This window comes from Trebonia kvetii (genome assembly GCF_007827045.1).
Taxonomy (GTDB): Bacteria; Actinomycetota; Actinomycetes; order Streptosporangiales; family Streptosporangiaceae; genus Trebonia; species Trebonia kvetii.
This window is the reverse complement of record NZ_RPFW01000005.1, coordinates 176,018-193,111: the sequence shown is the minus strand read 5'-3', so window position 1 is coordinate 193,111 and position 17,094 is coordinate 176,018. Positions and strand designations below refer to the sequence as shown.

Sequence of the window (17,094 nt, the reverse complement as noted above, 5' to 3'; positions counted from 1 at the left end):
GCTGAGGACGGAACCAGGCATCGCGCAAAGGAGGGAGTGCTGATGGCGAGGACCTGCCGGTGGCCGCTGGTGATGGCGCTACCGCTGGTCCTCGCCGCGTGCACGAGCTCAGGCCGCGGGACCGGGGCCGGCGGCGGGGTGACCGGGTCCGGTCCCGGTCCCGCGGCGGTTGGCGTCCTCGGACGATCAGGCACGTGTGGGTCATCGACCTGGAGAACCAGGGGTATGCGCAGACCTTCGGCAACCCGTCGGCCGACACTTACCTGGCCCGCACCCTGCCACGGATGGGCGCCCTGCTGGAGAACTACTACGCGATCGGCCACAGCAGCGCGGCCAACTACGTCGCTCAGGTCTCCGGGCAGCCCCGGACCTAGGCACCCAGGCCGACTGCCCGCTCTTGACACCGTTCCCCGGGGGCGTGGTGGCCGGGCCTGCCGGGCTGGGCTGGGCGGCCTACCTGCAGGACATGGGCAACGACCCGGCCCGCGACCACATGGTCGCCACCGCGCGGGGACCCGCCTGCGGGCACTCCGCCACCTGGGCCGTCGACCGCACCCAGCGCGCTGAGCGGGCCGACCAGCACGCCATGGCGGGTTCGCATTCTTCCGGTCGGTCACCGGGGACCGGGCCTTCTGCGCCGCGCAGCTCCTGTCGTTCCGGCCGCTGCCGGGTGACCTGGCCAGCGCCCGCACGACCCCAGCCTTTTCCTTCATCGTGCCGAACCTGTGCGATGACGGTCACGACGCGCCCTGCGTCACCGGCGTCCCGGGCGGGCTGGCGCAGGCCGGCGCGTTCGTGTCCCAGTGGGTGCCGAAGATCATGGCCGCGCCGACCTACCGGGACGGCGGCCTCATCGTGGTCACCTTCGACGAGGGCAGCGACGCGGCCGCCTGCTGCGGCGAGACGTCCGGCAGCAGCCCCGGCCATCCGAACGTGCCCGAACCAGGGAAGAACGGGCCCGGCGGAGGCCGCATCGGGGCGGTTCTGCTGTCTCCGCTGATCAGGCCCGGTACCAGCACCGTCGAGTACAACCATTACTCGCTGCTGCGCACCGTAGAGGACATCTTCGGCTTGCCGCGGCTAGCGGCTGCCCGCTTCGGGCAAGCAAGGTCCGCCGGGCCGCGGCGAGCGAGGGAACGAGCGGCCGAGGAAGCCGCTCGAGCATCATCCCGCGGTCGGTCTGAGTGGCCGCGGAGGCGCCGTCGATGGCGGCCAGCGCGAAGCGCGCGAGCTGGTCAGTGACCGGGCTCCGCGCGTCGTCGCCGAACGCGGCCGCGATCTGTCCCCGCAGCAGGCCGGGCGCGGTCGCGTACCCGGCGGACGACCGCCTGTATTTCTCCGCTGCCCGCGGCCGGCGGCTGCGCGGCGAAGACGATCAGCATGCGAAGGAAGTTCGGGTGGCGCTGGAGCGGGCGAGTGTCGGCCGACGCGACCCTGGCTAAGTGCTGCGCCGGACGCCCGGGCCGGCGGCTCAGGTAGGGCAGGTCATCGAGAAGCGATCTGCGCCGCGTTCCATGACGGCGAGCAGGATCCGTCTCTGGAGCCCACCTGGCCGTGGGTTCATCTTCGCCATGCTCGTCGCCGAGTTCCTCACCGGGACGGGGCGAGTCGCAGCCGGGGCGCAATGACTCCCTAGCACATAAGCTTCCAGCCGCATGCCCGGCGGTTCCCGGCAAGTAGGATCACCGCGGCCTGCCGCCCGCGGCGGCGGGTGGATGAGAGCGGCGTCTAGGGCAACCTCGCCGCTGCGGTAGAAGCCGGGCGCCGAGAGCAAAGATGCGCACCTGCTTCCTGTCACATACAATCAATCTTGTGATTAACTATCACCATTGAGATCGATGCATAGAATGGAAGCCAGGCGAGGATCAGCAAGCGTTGGCCGCGGGTCAGCTATGACCAGGAAACGCGGCCGCCAACGCGCCTGGCGCGGCGAGCAGGAGGAGCAGTGATGGCAGAGCCGATATCGGAAGTCAGGACCCTGGACGCACCGCGGGCTTCGCGGTTGGACCGGCGCAAGGCCCGGACCCGGCAGGCGCTCATCGACGCCGCGGTGCGGCTGATAGCCGAACGCCGCGGTGACAGGGCGAGCATCCAGGAGATCACCGAGGCGGCCGACATCGGCTTCGGGTCGTTCTACAACCACTTCGACAGCAAGGACCAGCTGTTCCAGACCGCCTCCGAAGAGGTGCTTGAACGCTGGGGGCAGATGATCGACCGCGCTAGCGCCGGCATCAGCGACCCGGCGGAGTTGTTCGCCTTGGGTATGCGGATCTCCGGCTGGACCCACCCCGACATCGCCGGGTTCCTCACCGGCGCCGGCCTGGACGCCCTGGACATCCCCGTAGGCCTGGCGCCGCGCGCCCTGCGGGACATCCAGGCGGGACAGGACGCGGGCCGGTTCACCATTCCCGATGCCGAGATCGCGCTCAGCGCGGTGGCCGGCGGCCTGCTCGGGCTCTTGCGGCTGTGCCAGCGACAGCCCGAACGCGTCAGCGAGACCACCGTGGACCAGCTCGCCGAGGCCCTGCTGCGGATGCTCGGCCTTCCCGCCCCCGAAGCCGCCCGCCTAGTCGCCCTCCCACTCCCGGCCACCGGCACGTGGTAACAGCCGCGACGATGCTGTCGGCCGCGCGCCCGTCAGCAGCCCCCGGGGCGCGGGATCGCGGACACCGAGGATACTAGGCACAGAGGCGCCTCGGCTAGCGCCTGACGTCAGCGGGGTGGCTTGCCATGATCGGAACACAGCCGCGATGAGACCAGCTGAGCGGCAGCTGTCACGCTACGGGTGGCAGCCCGCCGATCCGCCGCGACGGCCGGTGCTGTTCGTCAACCCGAGATCCGGCGACGGCAGGGCCGCACGCGCGGGACTTGCCGAACGGGCCCGCGAACAGGGAATCGAGACTGTCGTCCTCGCCCCGGGTCAGGATCTGGCGGCACTGGCCAGCCAGGCCGCGGCGGGCGGCGCGGACGCGCTCGGGATGGCAGGCGGCGACGGGTCGCTGGCGGTGGTGGCCGCGACCGCTGCCGCGCACGGGATCCCTTTCGTGTGCGTTCCGGCCGGCACACGCAACCACTTCGCGCTCGACGTGGGCGTGGACCGGCGCGACGTGACCGGCGCGCTGGACGCGTTCACCGACGGCGTCGAGCGCCGGATCGACGTGGCGGAGGTGAATGGCCGCACGTTCCTCAACAACGTCTCGCTCGGAGTCTACGGCGACGCGGTCCGCAGCCCGGCCTACCGCGACGCCAAGGTGCGTACGCTCCTGCAGACCGCGGCTGAGGTCCTCGGCCCGAGCGCGGAGGCGCCCGCCCTGCGCCTGCCCGACGACCTGGGCCGCGAGCACCGTCGCCCCGCGATCGTGCTCGTGTCGAACAACCCCTACGCCCTCGACCATCCGCTGGCCCGCGGCACCCGCCCGACGCTCGGCGGCGGGCAGCTCGGGATCATCGTCCTGGACGCCCCCGGCGACAGCCCGGATGCTCCAGGGCGGGCCTGGAGCACGCCGCGCCTGGAAGTGAGCGCCCCAGGGCCTGTGCACGCCGGGATCGACGGCGAGGCGGCGGACCTCAGCCCGCCGCTGCGGTTCGCTATCCGGCCGTCCGCGCTGCGGGTCCGGATCTCCGTACGCCACCCGGGCGCCTCGCCATCAGCGCGCCTCCGCCTCCCCCCGCCACCCCGGGAACAACAATCTCATCAGGGTGAAGGGGACGGTGCTCCGCCGTGACGACTGCCGCCAGCCGGCCAGGCGAGCAACCAGGGCCGAACACGACGCCGTGGTCAGCGCCGCGTGGATGGCCCTGGGGGTCCTGGACGTTCGCGACGAGCTCCAAGTCGCCTGCCAGGGCAGGGCAGACCGGCTGGCGGCACGCTGGGACTGGACGTACTGAGCGCGTACGTGAGGGCGGAGGCCTGCCAGTCGCGGTGAGGTCTGGCAGGTTTAGCGGAACAGGCCGGATATGAGGTTGACTGAGCCTGCGACGATGACCACGCCGAACGCATAGGACAAGAGGGCGTGAGCGAGCACGGTGTTCCGGACCCGGGGATTGCGCAGGGTGGTGTCGGACACCTGGTAGCACATGCCGATAGTGAACGCGACGTAGGCGAAGTCGCGGTAGCTGGGATGCTGCTGGTCGTCTCCGGTACCGAACGCGATGCCGCCCGGCTCGGACCGGAAGTTTTGGTCCGCGTACCGCAGGGTGTAGACGGTATTGATCACGGTCCACGACAGCACGACGGTCAGCACGGCGACGCCGATCAGCAGCCCCCGCAGTGCACCGTTGTCCCGCCCCGCCAGGTGCAGCGCGTACCCGGCTCCCAGGAGGCTGGCGACGCTGGCCCCGACCACCAGCACCCTGGCAGCGCCGTCTGTCTCGTCTTCGCGGGCGGCCAGCAGCGGCGCGAGTGAGCTGTCGGCCCGGATGATGATCGGCCAGATGGTCAGGAGGATGGTGAGCGCGGCGACGTCCCAGCCCGCGCCTAGTGCCAGCCCCCACGTCACGAACGGCAGGAGGACAACGGTGACGACCAGCCCGGCGATGAATGCCGTGAGCGCACGCCGCATCGCGGGAGCGTGCCAGCCGAGCCATCGGTGGTACAGGGTTGGTGCCGGAACGCCAGTCATCGTCTGAGTGTTCCCTATCGCCTCCCAGCGTGCCACCTGCGCTAGCCCGCAGCGGACGCAACAGGCCCCGGATGTCACGCAAGCCCGTACATACCGGGCCCATGAGAATTGGCTGCGGGCTGCGGGCTGCGGCTGGCGCGGGTCGCTGCCGCTCCCTGGCGCGGTTCGCCAGCCTTAAGTAGGGCCTGGTAACGGCGGCCGACACGGTTCGTGATCCCCGCTGCTGGTGCCCCTGACATTACCCGCCCGACAGAGCCCGCACGGTCGCGTTCACGGGGTGACAGCATTCATACCAACTGCATCCAGTTTTCCGGCTGTCGGGCCTGTCTGTAGCGCTGCAGCCAAGTGTTTACGTCGCGAACATGTGCGGGGACGCGACGGAGGGCGCGGTCGGTGGTCTGCGACCTCGTCGCCGGCCTGCTGCGCCACATGGAAGACAAGCACGCCAGCACGGTCACCCCGAGCCTGCGGCCGGCCGACGCGGAAGGAACGGCGCACGTTCTGCCATCCGGAGAAGTTCAGCTCCGGCTGCATCATGCGATCGCATGACATCCTGTTTGTTGACGGATCTCTCGTCCACAGCTGGACCGCGTCGCGCCCCGAACCGATGACGCGGCCTCGGCCATGCGAACAGCTCGCCAGGTAAACGCTGCCGGCCGGTCCGCCGTAGGATCTGTCAGCTCTTACCGAGCTGCGCCGGGGCGGGCGGCGGGAGGGGCGGTCCGCCGGGGCCGGCCTGCCGGTCCCTGGGTTCTACGCGGTGGGATTTCGAGCTGAGCTGGAGCGCGACGATGATCGCGGCAAGAACGGCGAGACCGGTCGCGATGAGGAATGACAGGCGGTAGCCGTCCACCAGGGAGCCGTGGCCGTCGGTGGCCGCGGCGGCGGCGGTGGCGAGGATCGCGAGGCCTACCGCGGCGCCGGTCTGCTGGCTGGTGGTGAACAGCGCCCCGGCCAGTCCCTGCTGGCTGGGCTGGACCCGGTTGGTGATCGCGATCGACGCGGCCGGCAGCGCCAGCCCGACCCCGGCCGCGGTCAGGACCAGGCCGGGCAGGACCGCCGCCGGGTAGCTGGCCCCGGCGGTGATCTGCGCGAGCCACAGCTGCCCGGCGCCAACCAAGGCCAGCCCGGCCAGCAGTATGGCCTTGATGCTGAACCGGGCCAGCAGCCGGCGGGTACCGAGGGTAGAGACAAGCACCACGGTCACGGTCGACGGGACCAGCGCCAGGCCGGTCGCCACCGGGCTGAACCCCAGCACCTTCTGCATGTACAGCGACGCGAAGTACACGTAGCCGGCCAGGATCGCGCCGATCAGCAGCATCGCCGCGATCGCGGCCCGCCGGGCCGGCTCCGCCAGGATCGACAGGGGCAGCATCGGGGCCGCCGACCGCTTTTCGGCGAGCACAAAGCCCGTGGTCAGCAGTACCGCCAGGGCCAGAGCGACGAGTGTGGCGGGCGCGGTGAAGCCGTGCTGCTGCCCGCTGCTGAGCCCGAAGATCAGCGCCGCGATTCCGGTGGTCACCAGCAGCGCCCCGCGCACATCGACGCTGCCGCCGCTGCCGGACAGCTTCCCGGCCGGCAGCCGCGGGACCAGCGCGAGCATGATGGCGATGATCGGCGGGTTGATCAGGAATACCGCCCGCCAGCCCAGGTACTGGGTGAGCAGCCCGCCGGCCACGATCCCGGCGGTCGCGCCTGCCGCGGTGGTGGCCTGCCAGATCGCCAGCGCCCGGTTGCGCGCGGTCCCTTCGGCGTTGGTCGTCGTCAGCAGCGACAGCGCGGCCGGGGAGACCATCGCCCCGGCCGCGCCTTGCACGATCCGGCCGATGATCAGCATGATCGGCCACTGTGCAAGCCCGCAGGCCAGCGACGCGACCGCGAACAGGGCCAGGCCGGCGGCCAGCACCTGCCGCCGGCCGAGCAGGTCCGCCAGGCGGCCTCCCGCCAGCAGCAGCGACCCGAACGCCAGTGCGTACCCGGTGACGATCCACTGCAACTGCGCCGCGGGCATGCCCAGCTCCCGCTGGATCGACGGCAGCGCCACGTTCACGATGCTGAAGTCCAGCTGCAGCACAAACTGGGCGGCGCAGATTAGCGAGATGACAAACACGGCCCGCCGCTGGCCGCCCGCAGCGGGCAATGGCGCGGCGCCATTTGTCGGGTGGTCTGCCATGACGGATCTCCTGTCCTGACTGTGTTCCTTACTGGTTCATCGGCGTCAACCACGCGCATCACAACGCCGATGCCGGTCCGGCGGCACCGCGTACAGATACACTGCATCTGCCTGGCAGATGACACTGTCCAGATAAGCTGCAATTCAGTCCTAGAGGTGGTGGCCGATGGAACTCAGACAGCTACGTCACTTCCTGGCGCTGTTCGAGGAGCGCAGCATCACCCGCGCCGCAAAGCGCGAGCTGATCGTGCAGTCAGGCCTGTCGAACTCGCTTCAGGCCCTCGAACGCGAACTCGGTACGCCCCTGTATGTCCGCGGAACCAGGCCTGTCCGGCTCACCGCGGCTGGCGAGGCTCTGGTGGGTCCGGCTCGCCGGACCCTGGCGAGCGCAGCGCAGGCGGAACAGGCCGTGCAGCACACCCGTGACGTGCTCATCGGCACACTGCGCCTGGGCGTCTCGCTGTCGGCTCAGCATCTGGTGCCGTTCGCTTCCTATCTCGGCGAGTTCACTCGCGATCATCCCGGCATCGACCTGCGCCTGCAGTACGGGCCCGCGTTGACGATGATCTCGATGGTCGAGACGGGAGAGCTGGATTGCGTGATCGGACCCGCGGTCAGCCAGGTCCCTGGCGTCCGGATGACCCGCCTGGCGGGGGAACCGCTGCACTTCGTCTGCCGTGCTGATCACCGCCTGGCGGAGCGGGCTGAGGTCAACGTGAGGCAGCTCGCCGGCGAGCGGTTCGTCGAGGTACCCCCCGGGTGGACGGCCCGCCTGCTCAGTGACGCGGCGTTCGCCGGCGAAGGAATACCGCGCCGCGTCGTCTGTGAGGTCGGCGACTGGGAACTATTCCTCGAGCTGGTCAGCGCAGGTGTCGGTATCGGCTTCGCTCCAGTGGGCCTGCGGTACCCCGTGCTTACCGCGCCAGAAAGCGTTCTGCGGCTCATCGCGGTTGAGGGCGTGCGCCTGGAAAGGCACATTTACCTGATGCTGCCCTCGGCGGGCGAGACCAGTCCGGCAGCACGGCGGTTCGCCGATCAGCTGTTGCACATCCACCCCATGGGCAGCTAACCGGCGCCTGGTAGCCAGCGCAGCACTGCCGACTCGGAAGCGGCGCCGCTGCCGGTGCGCTCATGCCGCGACCATCTGATCGTCAGATGGACTCCATCTGAGGCAGGTGCGACGCAGGCGACATCGGCGGCAACGCAGGCGCGGTTGTACCGGGCGAAACCTCCACGCCAACCGTGGAGGTGCCTGCTACCACCACCGGCGAAGGAGACCTGCCGTGACCACCAAGCCAGTACTCGAACCCGCCGCCCAGCAGTTCGCGGACGCGACCGCCGACCCGCCCTACCTGGTCGACCTCGGCCCCGAGAAGGCTCGCGAGACCGTCGACCAGGTGCAGTCCGGCGACATCGCCAAGCCCGACGTCGACGTCACCGACACGACGGTGCCCGGCGGGCCGTCCGGAGAGGTGTCAATCCGCATTCTGCGCCCGCGCGAGCCGACCGGCCCGCTGCCGGTCATCGTCTACATCCACGGCGGGGGATGGGTGTTCGGCAACGCGCACACCCACGACCGGCTCATCCGCGAGCTCGCGGTCGGCGCCAACGCAGCCGTGGTGTTCCCGAACTACAGCCTCTCACCGGAGGCCCAGTACCCAACCGCGATCGAGGAATGCTACGCCGTCGCCGCCTGGGTCGCCCAGCACGGCGCCGAGCAGAACCTCGACCCGGGCCGCATCGCCATCGCGGGCGACTCGGTCGGCGGCAACATGACCGCGGCACTCACCCTGCTGGCCAAGCACCGCGGCGACGTCAGCTTCGCGCAGCAGGTGCTCTTCTACCCGGTCACCGACGCGAACTTCGACACCGAGTCCTACCACCAGTTCGCCGAAGGCTACTTCCTGCGCCGCGACGAAATGCAGTGGTACTGGGACCAGTACACGACGTACCCAGCTCAGCGCGCCGAGATCACCGCCTCGCCAATGCGCGCTTCACTCGACGAGCTGGCCGGATTGCCGCCGGCGCTCGTGATCACCGGCGAAGCCGACGCGCTGCGCGACGAGGGCGAGGCGTATTCCGCCCGGCTGCGCGCCGCCGGTGTCTCCGTCACCGCGGCGCGCTACCAGGGCATCATCCACGGCTTCGTCATGCTCGACGCGTTGCGCGGCACGCACGCCGCCAGCGCCGCCATCGCCCAGGCGATCACCATCCTGACCGCCGCCCTGCACCCCGCCACCTGACAACCACACCCGCAAGCCAACGGCAACCACAGCGGCCGGGGTGGAAACGCGAGTCCAGCCGCCGAGGATAACGGCCAAGATCACGATGCCAGCTATCCAGGTGTCATGGGGGCATCCACCCCCTTCAGTTCCACTGCGCGACCTGACAGGAGGCCGGGGCCGACGTGCTCGGGCTGGGTGATGTAGTCCTGCCCGACGAAGCTGGCCGAGCTGCCCGGATCAATGACCTGCGCCCACGAGACCGGGTACGTGTCGGTCGAGTCCCCAGACTGGTCCATGAACGTCACGCTGGCACGGTTGGTGATCCTCGACTCAATGCACCATTTGAACGGGTTCTCAAGGAGGTCCGGTCGGCGACCCTGACGTGCGCACAAGCCGCCGCACATGACAACAACCCCGATGACCCGCACCGCCGCGCAGGCTGTCAGCGCAAGCTACGAGCACCCCTTCGTGGCCGCGGTGCGGGACTACGCCGAGCGGGTGCAGCGCCCGGCGGCGCTGGCGACCGACCGTCGCGGCGTCCCTGTCCGGCGGGTCGCCGAACTGCGCGACCTGGGCCTGCTCAGTCATCTCGACCCGGACGGCTACGCGGGCCTCGAGCGCGGCGCCGTCCGCCGGGCGCACGAGATCCTGGCGCGTGCCTGCTTCAACACCTGGCTCGTCTGGACCCAGCACAACCCGCTGGCCGGAGACCTGGCGGAGTCCGTCAAGGCGGGCAGGCCGCAAGGTACTCCGGTGTCAGCTCGGCGGGGCCGGTGTCGACGGTCTGCACCGTGTCCGGGTCACGCCGTCGGCGGCGACGATCGCGGCCACCATCGCCCGGCCCCGGGGGTGGGCGCGTAGCCGACGCGGCGGCCGGCCAGGTCGCGCGGCGCCGCTCTTGGCGGCGACCTGGATGGCCTCAAGGCTCTCGTGGTTGACCGCGGCGACCGCGACAAGTACCTCGCCGCGTTCCCGCCCGACCAGCAGCCGGTTGGGCGGGAACAGGGCGAATTCGGCCCGGCCGCGCGCGAGGTACATCCCGATCGCCCCGCGGTCACCCGCCCGGCAGGTCACCACGGCCGCGGCCTAGTCGGCCGACGGTTTCCGGCCCGCCTGCTGCCCCGGCCGGGTAGTCCGCCCGCCCTTCCGGCTCCCTCTCCCGGCGTAGGCTGGTGTCTCACACCCCCGTCCGCGAGAGGCCGCGTGCTACCCCCAAAAAATACGCCACTCGATGCAAAAGCGAGCATGAGAACAAGCTCGGGGACATCGCGTTTCATGTCGCGGCGCACCGCCACCGCCGCCTTTATCACCGTCGCAGCAATGGCCGTCGCCGCGGTTGCCGCCGCCGCACAGCCCGCCCGTGTCCAGTCGCCGGCAGCCGTTACGCCTACCCGGCTCGCCCGCAGTGCCGGGCTGGCAGCAGCACAGCGCCCGGTCATGGGATACAACACCTGGTACCAGTACGGGCGGTCCGCCACCGAGGCGGACGTGCTCACCCAAGCGCGGGCGATGAAATCCCGCGGGCTCCAGGCCGCCGGGTACAACCTGATCACCCTCGATGACGGCTGGCAGGGCACCACCCCGGCCCAGCGGAAGGCCGGCGTCAAGCTGACATGGAACCGGGCCGAGTTCCCGCACGGCATCCCCTGGCTGGCGCGGCAGCTCCAGACCCTCGGGTTCAAGCTCGGCATCTACACGGCGATCGGGGCTCGTAGTTGTTTCGTCCGCGGTTACGGCGCGGCCGGCAGCTTTGGCCACTATCAGGAGGACGCCCGCCTGTTCGCTTCCTGGGGTGTTTCCTTCGTCAAGGTCGATGACTGCGGCGGCCTTCCGCCGCGCACCACGGACGCGCAACTGCTCGCCGATTATGTGCAGTTTGGCTGGTACATCATGGCGGACGGGATGAAGGCTTCACAGGAGGCCCCGGTCTTCGTGGCTCCCGCCGACTTCACCGCCGCCGTCGCTGCCGCTTCCAACGCCGCTAACCAGTGGCGGGTCGCCGCGGACGAGCACACGTTCCAGACCGCGGCGCAAATCATCCTGGGCCATCTTGACACCGATCTGCCGCTGGCCCGGTTCGCCGGCGCCGGCCACTGGAACGACCTGGACATGCTCGTCCCCGGCCCGGTGGGCGCGCATCATTTCGGCTGGACCGTGCGGCAGGAGCAAAGCCAGCTCGCGGTGTGGTCGATGGAGGCGTCCCCGCTGATCCTGTCAACGAACGTCCCCAGGCTCACCCCGGCCGAGCTGGCGCCTCTCAAGAATCCGGACATGATCGCGGTCGACCAAAGCGGCGCCCAGGCGTCCCGTGGCGGCCTTACCGGGTACGTCCGCTACCTATTCAAGCCCGCCGACGGCGGCGTCGCGGTTCTGCTGGCGAACACCGGCACGTCCGCGGCCAAGGTCGCGCTCCCGCTCGATCGGGTGGGCATCCGGTCAGCGACCGCGCAGGTCCATGACGTATTCGGCGGCTCATGGACAGCCGGCAGCCTGCAGGCCGTGCTCGCCCCTGGTCAGGCCCGGCTGTTCGTCCTCAAGACGGCCTAAGCCGGGCCACCACCAGGCCGGCGCGGCCGCGGGTGCCCGCGTCCGTCTGGAGCGCGTTCTCCTGGCGGGACCAGCGCGCGAAGAACGGCTGGTACGTGCCCCAGTCGGGCCGCCGCCTGCGTTCCGCCGCCGGGGTGTCGACCCAGATCAGGTAGGGCAGGGCCGGGGCGGCGGGCGGCGGGCCAACGCAGCAGCCCTCGACCACGAGGAAGTCCGCGGGCTCGATGCGGCCCCATTCACCCGGTCGGCCCGCGTGCCAGTCGTACTTCTGCCACCGGGCGGGCCGTCCGGCGGCGAGCGGGCGGAGCACCCACTCGGTGAGCAGGCTGACCGATTCCGCGAGCGCGTCCCAGCCGGGGCAGGTTCGCCGACCTCGGCCCCGATTGGCACGAACGCAAGGCCGACCGCGACCGCAAGATCCGCGCCCACCTCCGCCAGCTCCACGCCCTCGACGTCACCGTCACCCCGCCGCCTAAACCCAGAAACCCCCGCTGACCAGGCCCGCAGCCCGCCCCGCCGCGAGCCGTTAAACCACGCCCGCATTCGGTTGCTGATTCTCATGGTCAGCAGCGGGTCCGTGGGTTCTAGTCCTGCCCGGCGCGCCTGTTCACAATCCTTCTAGACCTTCAGGGCGCGGCGCTGGGAGGTAAACCAGGAGCCAGCGACGCCAGCTGCCTACGACGCCGGCGAAAGGCCGAGGATCTGGCCCAGGCGGCTGAGGCCGACGTCGAGGTCGGCGTCGGGGCCGGCGACGAGCTGGACGGCGACGTGGTCGGCGCCCGCCTGGTGATGTTCCTCGAAGCGCCGCGCAATGGTCGCGCCGTCACCCGAGATGACGAGGGCATCGATGAGGCGATCGCTGCCCTCGCCCGCCACGTCCTGCTCGGTGAAACCAAGGCGCTGCAGGTTGCTCGTGTAGTTGGTGAGGCCCAGGTAAGGCTTGACGACCCACGGGCGGCCGACCGCTCGTGCCTTGGCCGGGTCCGCTTCCATGACGACGCGCTGTTCGGGGGCCACGGCCCGAGCGCGGCGAGTATCCGCCGGCCTTCCGGCACGCCCTCGGCGTCGAGGACGTCAAGGTAATCCACCAGCGTCTGATACGGCGAGCGGTACGCCGCGTGGGCTTCGGGATGCCCGACGCCGATGCCGAGCAAGAAACGTCCCGGGTGCGCCGCCTCGATCCGGTGGTAGGAGCGCGCCACCTCGGCGGCGTCGGCCGTCCACACGTTGACGATGCCGGTCGCGACCTTGATTGTGCTGGTCGCGTCCAGGATCGCCGCCACGTGCGAGAGGTCGGCGGGCGGCGAGCCGCCCTGCCAGACGGCCCCGTAGCCGAGCGACTCGATCATGCGTGCCCGCTCCGGCGTGAGTACCGCCGCGCGCCCGAAGACACCGTAACGACCCAACTCCATGGTGGCCCTCCTTGTTGACGAACCTCTTTGGCGCCAACTGCCGGGCGGCCGGGAATCATCCTGGGAAGGCTGGCTCGGATCAGCGTGCCGCGCCCGGCTGGCGGCGCCTGCTTCGAGCTGAAAGCAGGCTAGGGCTGGCTGTTTCGAGTTCGAAGGAGCCGAGCTGGGCAACACCGAGTGTCCGTCAACGAGGCAACCTCACGTGATGTTTGCGACACTCGACGCCGTCCCGTCGAAGATGGACGCCAAGTGGCTGAGCCGGACGAGGGCAGACCCGGGGCTAGCTGGATCCGCGGTCAGTGCCGTCGCGCCCGGGCCTGGGTCCGCTGCCGGGACGCCGTCCGCGCTGATTCCCCAGGCCGCAGGGATCGCGCTCACTGCGGCCTCGATCTCGTCCTCGATCGCCGCGACGGATCGGTCCAGCAGCGTGACGTGGTCTAGGTGCATGCGGATCAGCACGGGATGGTGGTCGCCGAGGAGCATGCCGTCCAGCGCCTGCCTGACGGCGGCGTGCCCGCCGGCGACCCGCCCGGAGGCCAGGGCCGCCAGGGTCCCCGGGTCGCGCTCGCCGCCGCAGATGGCCTCCAGGATCGCGCGGGCGGACTTGGAGGCGCCCAGCGACCAGACCGCTGATGACAGCTTGACCAGCGCGCCCTCCAGCAGCTTCTCCAGCCGCTGCCATTCCCGGAACCGGTCGCGGACCAGCATCAGCCGCGTGCGGGTCAGGTCCCGCAGCGCCCTGATCTCCGGCGGCGGCACGAAAGACGGGCGCAGCAGGCCCATCTCCGCCAGCCGGGCGATCCACTGCGCGTCCAGCCGGTCGGTCTTCGGCCGGCCGGCCAGCTGCCGGGCGTGGGACGGGTTCACCAGGCGGACGCTCAGCCCGGCGGCCTCCAGCAGGTAGTACCACATCCGCCAGTAATCCGACGTTGCCTCCATGACCACGAGCTCGACCCGGTCGGCGAGCAGCCGCCCGGCCAGGGCCAGGATCTCCCTCGCCGTCGCGGGGACCTCCTCGACCCGCGACGCCCGCCGCCCGCCCTCGCGGCCCGGCGGCAGCCGGGTGCACACGTCCGCTTTCGCCTTCGCGATGTCGCTGCCCGCCACCCGCTCGTGGCGGAGTTGGTAGTCCTCGTCTTCTACCAGGCGGGCGGGGATCTTCCGTGCTCTCGCGTTGCCCAACCGGGGCCTCCTGTGCTTGGAACCGGTGTTACCAGGCGGGCTGCCCGGGGACCTCGGTCGTGCAGGCTCGGAAGCCGCGAATGTTGACCGTCGTGCTCAAAGGCGACAAGAGGCGACCCTCAGGTCAAGGTCCCGGCGCCAGGCTTTAACACGGGCTCGCGTCCCAAAGGGGGCAGGCGTCACGGGCAGCCCGCGCCCATCGTCCCAGCCCGGCACGTCCCGCGAGAACCGATCAGCTGTCGCGGTCCGCAGCCAGCACATGAGGTGCCGCCCGCGCCACGGAGTGGCAGTGACCCGCGCCAGCCGGCAACCCGCGGCCCCGCGCCCACTTCTCACGGCAGCGCGACCGCCGCGGCGACCAGGCTTTGACGGACATCCACCATCAGGGGTTCATCCCCGGAAGGATTGCCGATCATGGAAGGCATGGGGAAGAAGCCCCGGCGGCGCCGTTCGTTTACTGCTGAGTTCAAGGCGGAGATCGTGGAGCTGTGCCAGCGCGGGGACCGGTCGGTGGGGCAGGTCGCGAGGGACTTCGACCTGACCGAGACCGCGGTGCGCGAGTGGATCAGGCAGGCCGAGCGCGACGCCGGGACCGGGGACGGCGGGCTGACCAGCGACGAGCGCAACGAGCTCGCGCAGCTGCGCAGGGAGAACCGCAGGCTGAAGGAGGATGTCGAGATCCTCAAGCGGGCGACGGCTTTCTTCGCGAAGGAGACCCGGTGAGGCTTTACCCCTTCATCGAGGCGGAGAAGGCGCAGCAGCGCAACGTCAAGCGGGCGTGCGAGCTGCTGAAGGTCTCCAGGTCCGCCTACTACCAAGCACGCGGGGACGGGCCGTCGGGCCGGGACCGGGACGACGCCGAGCTGGCCGCCCGGGTCAAGGCGGTCCACGAGGACTCCCAGGGCCGCTACGGCGCCCCGCGGGTCCACGCGCAGCTGCGCGCCCAGGGAAAGAAGCACTCCCGCAAGCGGGTCGCCCGGCTGATGCGAGCCCAGGGCCTGCGCGGGCGGGCCGCTAAGCGGTGGAAGAAGACCACCATCCCCGACCCGGCCGCCGCCGCACGGGCCGACCGGATCAGGCGGGACTTCACCGCCGACGCCTCCAAGCTGAACATGCGATGGTGCGGCGACATCACCTACATCGCGACCTGGGAAGGATGGCTCTACCTATCAGTTACGTGGAATCCGAGCGCGGAAGGCACTGTCGGCCGAAGGCCGTCCTCACCTGCGAGGATTCCCACGTAACACGGATTCTGTGGACTGCGACGAAGGAGCATTCCACAGAATCGCGACCGTGATCGACATCGCCTCACGCCGCGTTGTCGGCTACGCGATGGCCGATCACCTGCGCACCGAGCTGATCGCCGGCGCGCTGTCGAACGCGGTCGCCGCCCGCGACCCGCAGCCGGGCGTGGTCTTCCACTCCGACCGGGGCTGCCAGTACACCTCGGCCGCCTACGCCGCCCTCGCCGAGCAGAACCAGGTCACGCTCTCGGTAGGCAGGACCGGGCAGTGCTGGGACAACGCGCTGGCCGAGAGCTTCTTCTCCTCGCTCAAGGGCGAGCTCATCGACACCAGGGCCTGGCCGACCCGGGCCGGGGCCAGGCGGGCGGTCGTGGAGTACATCGGCTGGTACAACGGCACCCGGCTGCATTCCGCACTCGGCTACCAAAGCCCCGCCGACTTCGAAGACAACCATCACGAGAACGTCAGGCAAGTAGCCTGACCTAGCCATCAACCCTGTCCGTCAAAGCGGGGCAACCTCAGCTCAGTCTTGATGTCCTGGCAGGCGACCGCACCGATGACCGGGGCGGCAAACCGCCCGCACAGCCGCCGCTGCGTGTGCGCGTGCTTGCGTGACCACCATGAGCTGACCGGCAGGCGGTCCGGGTCCAGGTAGTGTGCGATCGAGTCGGCGCCTGGCCTTTTCATGTTCGGTGCGTCGGCCGCCAGCCGGTCCTTGACCTTTTCCAGCTTGGCGGCCAGCTTCTCTTCGGTGGCCGCCTCGCACTGTTCGCGTCGCCCGGCCTCGCGCCAGACCGCACGCCAAGCGGCCCCCTTCGTCGCGGCCGGTACACCGTGATGCCGTGCTCAAGCTCGATGACCTCGCCACCGCCGCGGGTGGCCGGGCGTCCGGCACCAGTAGAGCGAACCTGGCCTGGGGCACGGCGGACCGCAGCGCCCCGGGCTGGTTGTGGGGGAATTTGTGGGGATCTTGACGACCGCGGGCGAGGCCTGCGACATGGGAGAGCCCTCTCTTCCTGCGTTGATGCAGGTGAGAGGGCTGACTGCGGGCTGACCCTGGGTGGGCGGTACTGGGCTCGAACCAGTGACCTGCCGGTTGTAAGAGGGGCTGTCCCTGCCGGGGTGAATGCGACGCTCGGACTCGCCAGCCCCGCCACCTGCATAAAGACCTGTACGAACCGATAGGGCCATTCTAAACAGCCCTGCCGACGAATGCCGGATTGTGCGGTTTTATCCGTGGGTCTTTTGTGGGGCGCGCCACACAGGGCCGTCTATCGGCCAAGCCGGCCTAGCGGGACAATCGGTCACCTCTGCCGGGTGATCCGCAGACATGACGCTGGTGCGCACACTTCTTTCAAGCGGATTGCGACGTCGACGGTGTCACCGGGATGGACCCGCGTTCAAGCTCGCGATCTGATGTAGGACGGGACCGTCGCCATGAATCGGAGGTACATATGGAACTAATGGAGCTGAAGGAGAAGACCACGCTCTCGCGGGAGGAGGCAGCCAAGCGCCTGCATGCAATCGCTGACGAGCTAGCGTCGAACAACGACGTCGTGGTCGAGCGACAGGACCTACGGTTCGTTGCGCACGTCCCCGATCAGGTCCATCTGAAAGTGGAATTCGAGATTGAGGACGACGGCACCGAACTCGAGATCGAGCTGACCTGGTAGTCATCAGAGCGTTGGC

22 protein-coding genes and 2 pseudogenes are annotated in these 17,094 nt (G+C 70.0%); 15 read left to right on the top strand and 9 right to left on the bottom strand.

Features of this window, described 5'->3' with window-relative positions; translation table 11 throughout:
* Window positions 1–194: 194 nt before the first annotated feature.
* From EAS64_RS25925 to EAS64_RS25900, 6 genes are all read left to right on the top strand, one after another.
* Window positions 195–374 carry a hypothetical protein gene (locus EAS64_RS25925; RefSeq protein ID WP_145857097.1) on the top strand — a complete coding sequence of 60 codons (180 nt, stop codon included), beginning with the start codon at window positions 195–197 and terminating at the stop codon, window positions 372–374.
* A 274-nt stretch (window positions 375–648) separates the two neighbouring features.
* A complete protein-coding gene (locus EAS64_RS25920) occupies window positions 649–1,242 on the top strand; it encodes an alkaline phosphatase family protein (RefSeq protein WP_145857095.1) in 594 nt (197 codons plus the stop codon).
* Window positions 1,206–1,442, top strand: coding sequence for a hypothetical protein (locus EAS64_RS25915; protein ID WP_145857093.1), 237 nt, complete (start codon window positions 1,206–1,208; stop codon window positions 1,440–1,442). The genes EAS64_RS25920 and EAS64_RS25915 overlap by 37 nt, the downstream gene beginning before the upstream one ends.
* Window positions 1,443–1,948: 506 nt before the next feature.
* Window positions 1,949–2,605, top strand: a complete 657-nt coding sequence (locus EAS64_RS25910; RefSeq protein ID WP_145857091.1) for a TetR/AcrR family transcriptional regulator — start codon at window positions 1,949–1,951, stop codon at window positions 2,603–2,605.
* A 145-nt stretch (window positions 2,606–2,750) separates the two neighbouring features.
* Window positions 2,751–3,725, top strand: coding sequence for a diacylglycerol/lipid kinase family protein (locus tag EAS64_RS25905; RefSeq protein WP_145857089.1), 975 nt, complete (start codon window positions 2,751–2,753; stop codon window positions 3,723–3,725).
* A complete protein-coding gene (locus EAS64_RS25900; protein WP_145857087.1) occupies window positions 3,700–3,888 on the top strand; it encodes a hypothetical protein in 189 nt (62 codons plus the stop codon). Before EAS64_RS25905 ends, EAS64_RS25900 begins: the two co-directional genes overlap by 26 nt.
* Window positions 3,889–3,938: 50 nt before the next feature.
* On the opposite strand, the gene EAS64_RS25895 is transcribed toward EAS64_RS25900, so the two are convergent.
* Complete coding sequence (locus tag EAS64_RS25895; protein WP_145857085.1) at window positions 3,939–4,622, bottom strand: DUF1345 domain-containing protein; 684 nt, start codon at window positions 4,620–4,622, stop codon at window positions 3,939–3,941.
* A 393-nt stretch (window positions 4,623–5,015) separates the two neighbouring features.
* Here EAS64_RS25895 and EAS64_RS43835 point away from each other — a divergent pair, with 393 nt between their 5' ends.
* Window positions 5,016–5,171: a hypothetical protein gene (locus EAS64_RS43835; RefSeq protein ID WP_187366179.1), complete on the top strand. Its 156-nt coding sequence runs from the start codon at window positions 5,016–5,018 to the stop codon at window positions 5,169–5,171.
* A gap of 127 nt (window positions 5,172–5,298) precedes the next feature.
* Here EAS64_RS43835 and EAS64_RS25890 read toward each other — a convergent pair whose 3' ends face one another.
* Entirely contained in the window at window positions 5,299–6,795 is a 1,497-nt protein-coding gene (locus tag EAS64_RS25890) for an MFS transporter (RefSeq protein WP_145857083.1), read from the bottom strand.
* Window positions 6,796–6,961: 166 nt separating this feature from the next.
* Here EAS64_RS25890 and EAS64_RS25885 point away from each other — a divergent pair, with 166 nt between their 5' ends.
* Together EAS64_RS25885 and EAS64_RS25880 are read left to right on the top strand one after the other, a co-directional pair.
* Window positions 6,962–7,864 (top strand): LysR family transcriptional regulator, encoded by a 903-nt coding sequence (locus tag EAS64_RS25885; protein WP_145857081.1) that lies wholly within the window; start codon window positions 6,962–6,964, stop codon window positions 7,862–7,864.
* Between the two features lie 214 nt (window positions 7,865–8,078).
* Window positions 8,079–9,038, top strand: a complete 960-nt coding sequence (locus tag EAS64_RS25880) for an alpha/beta hydrolase (RefSeq protein WP_145857079.1) — start codon at window positions 8,079–8,081, stop codon at window positions 9,036–9,038.
* A 92-nt stretch (window positions 9,039–9,130) separates the two neighbouring features.
* On the opposite strand, the gene EAS64_RS25875 is transcribed toward EAS64_RS25880, so the two are convergent.
* On the bottom strand, window positions 9,131–9,316 hold the full coding sequence (locus EAS64_RS25875; protein WP_145857077.1) for a hypothetical protein: 186 nt from the start codon (window positions 9,314–9,316) through the stop codon (window positions 9,131–9,133).
* Window positions 9,317–9,422: 106 nt separating this feature from the next.
* Here EAS64_RS25875 and EAS64_RS25870 point away from each other — a divergent pair, with 106 nt between their 5' ends.
* A complete protein-coding gene (locus tag EAS64_RS25870; RefSeq protein WP_145857075.1) occupies window positions 9,423–9,881 on the top strand; it encodes an acyl-CoA dehydrogenase family protein in 459 nt (152 codons plus the stop codon).
* On the opposite strand, the gene EAS64_RS47600 is transcribed toward EAS64_RS25870, so the two are convergent.
* Window positions 9,777–10,058: an ABC transporter substrate-binding protein gene (locus EAS64_RS47600; RefSeq protein ID WP_369333567.1), complete on the bottom strand. Its 282-nt coding sequence runs from the start codon at window positions 10,056–10,058 to the stop codon at window positions 9,777–9,779. The genes EAS64_RS25870 and EAS64_RS47600 overlap by 105 nt on opposite strands.
* Window positions 10,059–10,295: 237 nt before the next feature.
* Here EAS64_RS47600 and EAS64_RS25860 point away from each other — a divergent pair, with 237 nt between their 5' ends.
* On the top strand, window positions 10,296–11,567 hold the full coding sequence (locus tag EAS64_RS25860) for a glycoside hydrolase family 27 protein (protein ID WP_187366178.1): 1,272 nt from the start codon (window positions 10,296–10,298) through the stop codon (window positions 11,565–11,567).
* Here the strand turns inward: EAS64_RS25860 and EAS64_RS25855 are convergent.
* From EAS64_RS25855 to EAS64_RS25845, 4 genes and pseudogenes are all read right to left on the bottom strand, one after another.
* Window positions 11,554–11,877 (bottom strand): nucleoside/nucleotide kinase family protein, encoded by a 324-nt coding sequence (locus EAS64_RS25855; RefSeq protein ID WP_145857069.1) that lies wholly within the window; start codon window positions 11,875–11,877, stop codon window positions 11,554–11,556. The two genes, EAS64_RS25860 and EAS64_RS25855, sit on opposite strands and share 14 nt — an antisense overlap.
* 365 nt (window positions 11,878–12,242) lie before the next feature.
* On the bottom strand, window positions 12,243–12,584 hold the full coding sequence (locus EAS64_RS46140) for an LLM class oxidoreductase (protein WP_246115901.1): 342 nt from the start codon (window positions 12,582–12,584) through the stop codon (window positions 12,243–12,245).
* Window positions 12,585–12,691: 107 nt separating this feature from the next.
* Window positions 12,692–12,916: pseudogene (locus EAS64_RS46135) on the bottom strand (LLM class flavin-dependent oxidoreductase); the annotation flags it as partial.
* Window positions 12,917–13,177: 261 nt separating this feature from the next.
* The gene (locus EAS64_RS25845; protein WP_145857067.1) at window positions 13,178–14,161 is read right to left on the bottom strand and encodes an IS110 family RNA-guided transposase; all 984 of its coding nucleotides are present in this window, start codon (window positions 14,159–14,161) and stop codon (window positions 13,178–13,180) included.
* Window positions 14,162–14,584: 423 nt separating this feature from the next.
* Between EAS64_RS25845 and EAS64_RS25840 the strand changes: the two genes are divergently transcribed.
* The 3 genes and pseudogenes from EAS64_RS25840 (at window position 14,585) to EAS64_RS25830 (ending at window position 15,886) form a co-directional block, all read left to right on the top strand.
* Window positions 14,585–14,884, top strand: coding sequence for a transposase (locus EAS64_RS25840; protein WP_222849609.1), 300 nt, complete (start codon window positions 14,585–14,587; stop codon window positions 14,882–14,884).
* Window positions 14,881–15,171 (top strand): annotated as a pseudogene (locus EAS64_RS47990) (IS3 family transposase); the annotation flags it as partial. The gene EAS64_RS25840 and the pseudogene EAS64_RS47990, both read left to right, overlap by 4 nt.
* Before the next feature lie 172 nt (window positions 15,172–15,343).
* A complete protein-coding gene (locus tag EAS64_RS25830; protein ID WP_145857062.1) occupies window positions 15,344–15,886 on the top strand; it encodes an IS3 family transposase in 543 nt (180 codons plus the stop codon).
* A gap of 8 nt (window positions 15,887–15,894) precedes the next feature.
* Here EAS64_RS25830 and EAS64_RS25825 read toward each other — a convergent pair whose 3' ends face one another.
* Entirely contained in the window at window positions 15,895–16,092 is a 198-nt protein-coding gene (locus EAS64_RS25825; protein WP_145857059.1) for a hypothetical protein, read from the bottom strand.
* A 767-nt stretch (window positions 16,093–16,859) separates the two neighbouring features.
* On the opposite strand from EAS64_RS25825, the gene EAS64_RS25820 reads away from it, so the two are divergent.
* Window positions 16,860–17,078: an amphi-Trp domain-containing protein gene (locus EAS64_RS25820; RefSeq protein WP_145857058.1), complete on the top strand. Its 219-nt coding sequence runs from the start codon at window positions 16,860–16,862 to the stop codon at window positions 17,076–17,078.
* Window positions 17,079–17,094 lie beyond the last annotated feature (16 nt).

Excerpts from the sequence above, each read along its gene's own strand:
- EAS64_RS25895 (WP_145857085.1), bottom strand. The coding sequence starts at position 4,622 with ATGACTGGCGTTCCGGCACCAACCCTGTACCACCGATGGCTCGGCTGG.
- EAS64_RS25915 (WP_145857093.1), top strand. The coding sequence starts at position 1,206 with ATGGCGGCCAGCGCGAAGCGCGCGAGCTGGTCAGTGACCGGGCTCCGC.
- EAS64_RS25870 (WP_145857075.1), top strand. The coding sequence starts at position 9,423 with ATGACAACAACCCCGATGACCCGCACCGCCGCGCAGGCTGTCAGCGCA.
- EAS64_RS25910 (WP_145857091.1), top strand. The coding sequence starts at position 1,949 with ATGGCAGAGCCGATATCGGAAGTCAGGACCCTGGACGCACCGCGGGCT.
- EAS64_RS25860 (WP_187366178.1), top strand. The coding sequence starts at position 10,296 with ATGTCGCGGCGCACCGCCACCGCCGCCTTTATCACCGTCGCAGCAATG.
- EAS64_RS25840 (WP_222849609.1), top strand. The coding sequence starts at position 14,585 with ATGGGGAAGAAGCCCCGGCGGCGCCGTTCGTTTACTGCTGAGTTCAAG.
- EAS64_RS25820 (WP_145857058.1), top strand. The coding sequence starts at position 16,860 with ATGGAACTAATGGAGCTGAAGGAGAAGACCACGCTCTCGCGGGAGGAG.
- EAS64_RS25885 (WP_145857081.1), top strand. The coding sequence starts at position 6,962 with ATGGAACTCAGACAGCTACGTCACTTCCTGGCGCTGTTCGAGGAGCGC.
- EAS64_RS47600 (WP_369333567.1), bottom strand. The coding sequence starts at position 10,058 with ATGTACCTCGCGCGCGGCCGGGCCGAATTCGCCCTGTTCCCGCCCAAC.
- EAS64_RS25875 (WP_145857077.1), bottom strand. The coding sequence starts at position 9,316 with ATGGACCAGTCTGGGGACTCGACCGACACGTACCCGGTCTCGTGGGCG.
- EAS64_RS25905 (WP_145857089.1), top strand. The coding sequence starts at position 2,751 with ATGAGACCAGCTGAGCGGCAGCTGTCACGCTACGGGTGGCAGCCCGCC.
- EAS64_RS25825 (WP_145857059.1), bottom strand. The coding sequence starts at position 16,092 with ATGAAAAGGCCAGGCGCCGACTCGATCGCACACTACCTGGACCCGGAC.
- EAS64_RS25890 (WP_145857083.1), bottom strand. The coding sequence starts at position 6,795 with ATGGCAGACCACCCGACAAATGGCGCCGCGCCATTGCCCGCTGCGGGC.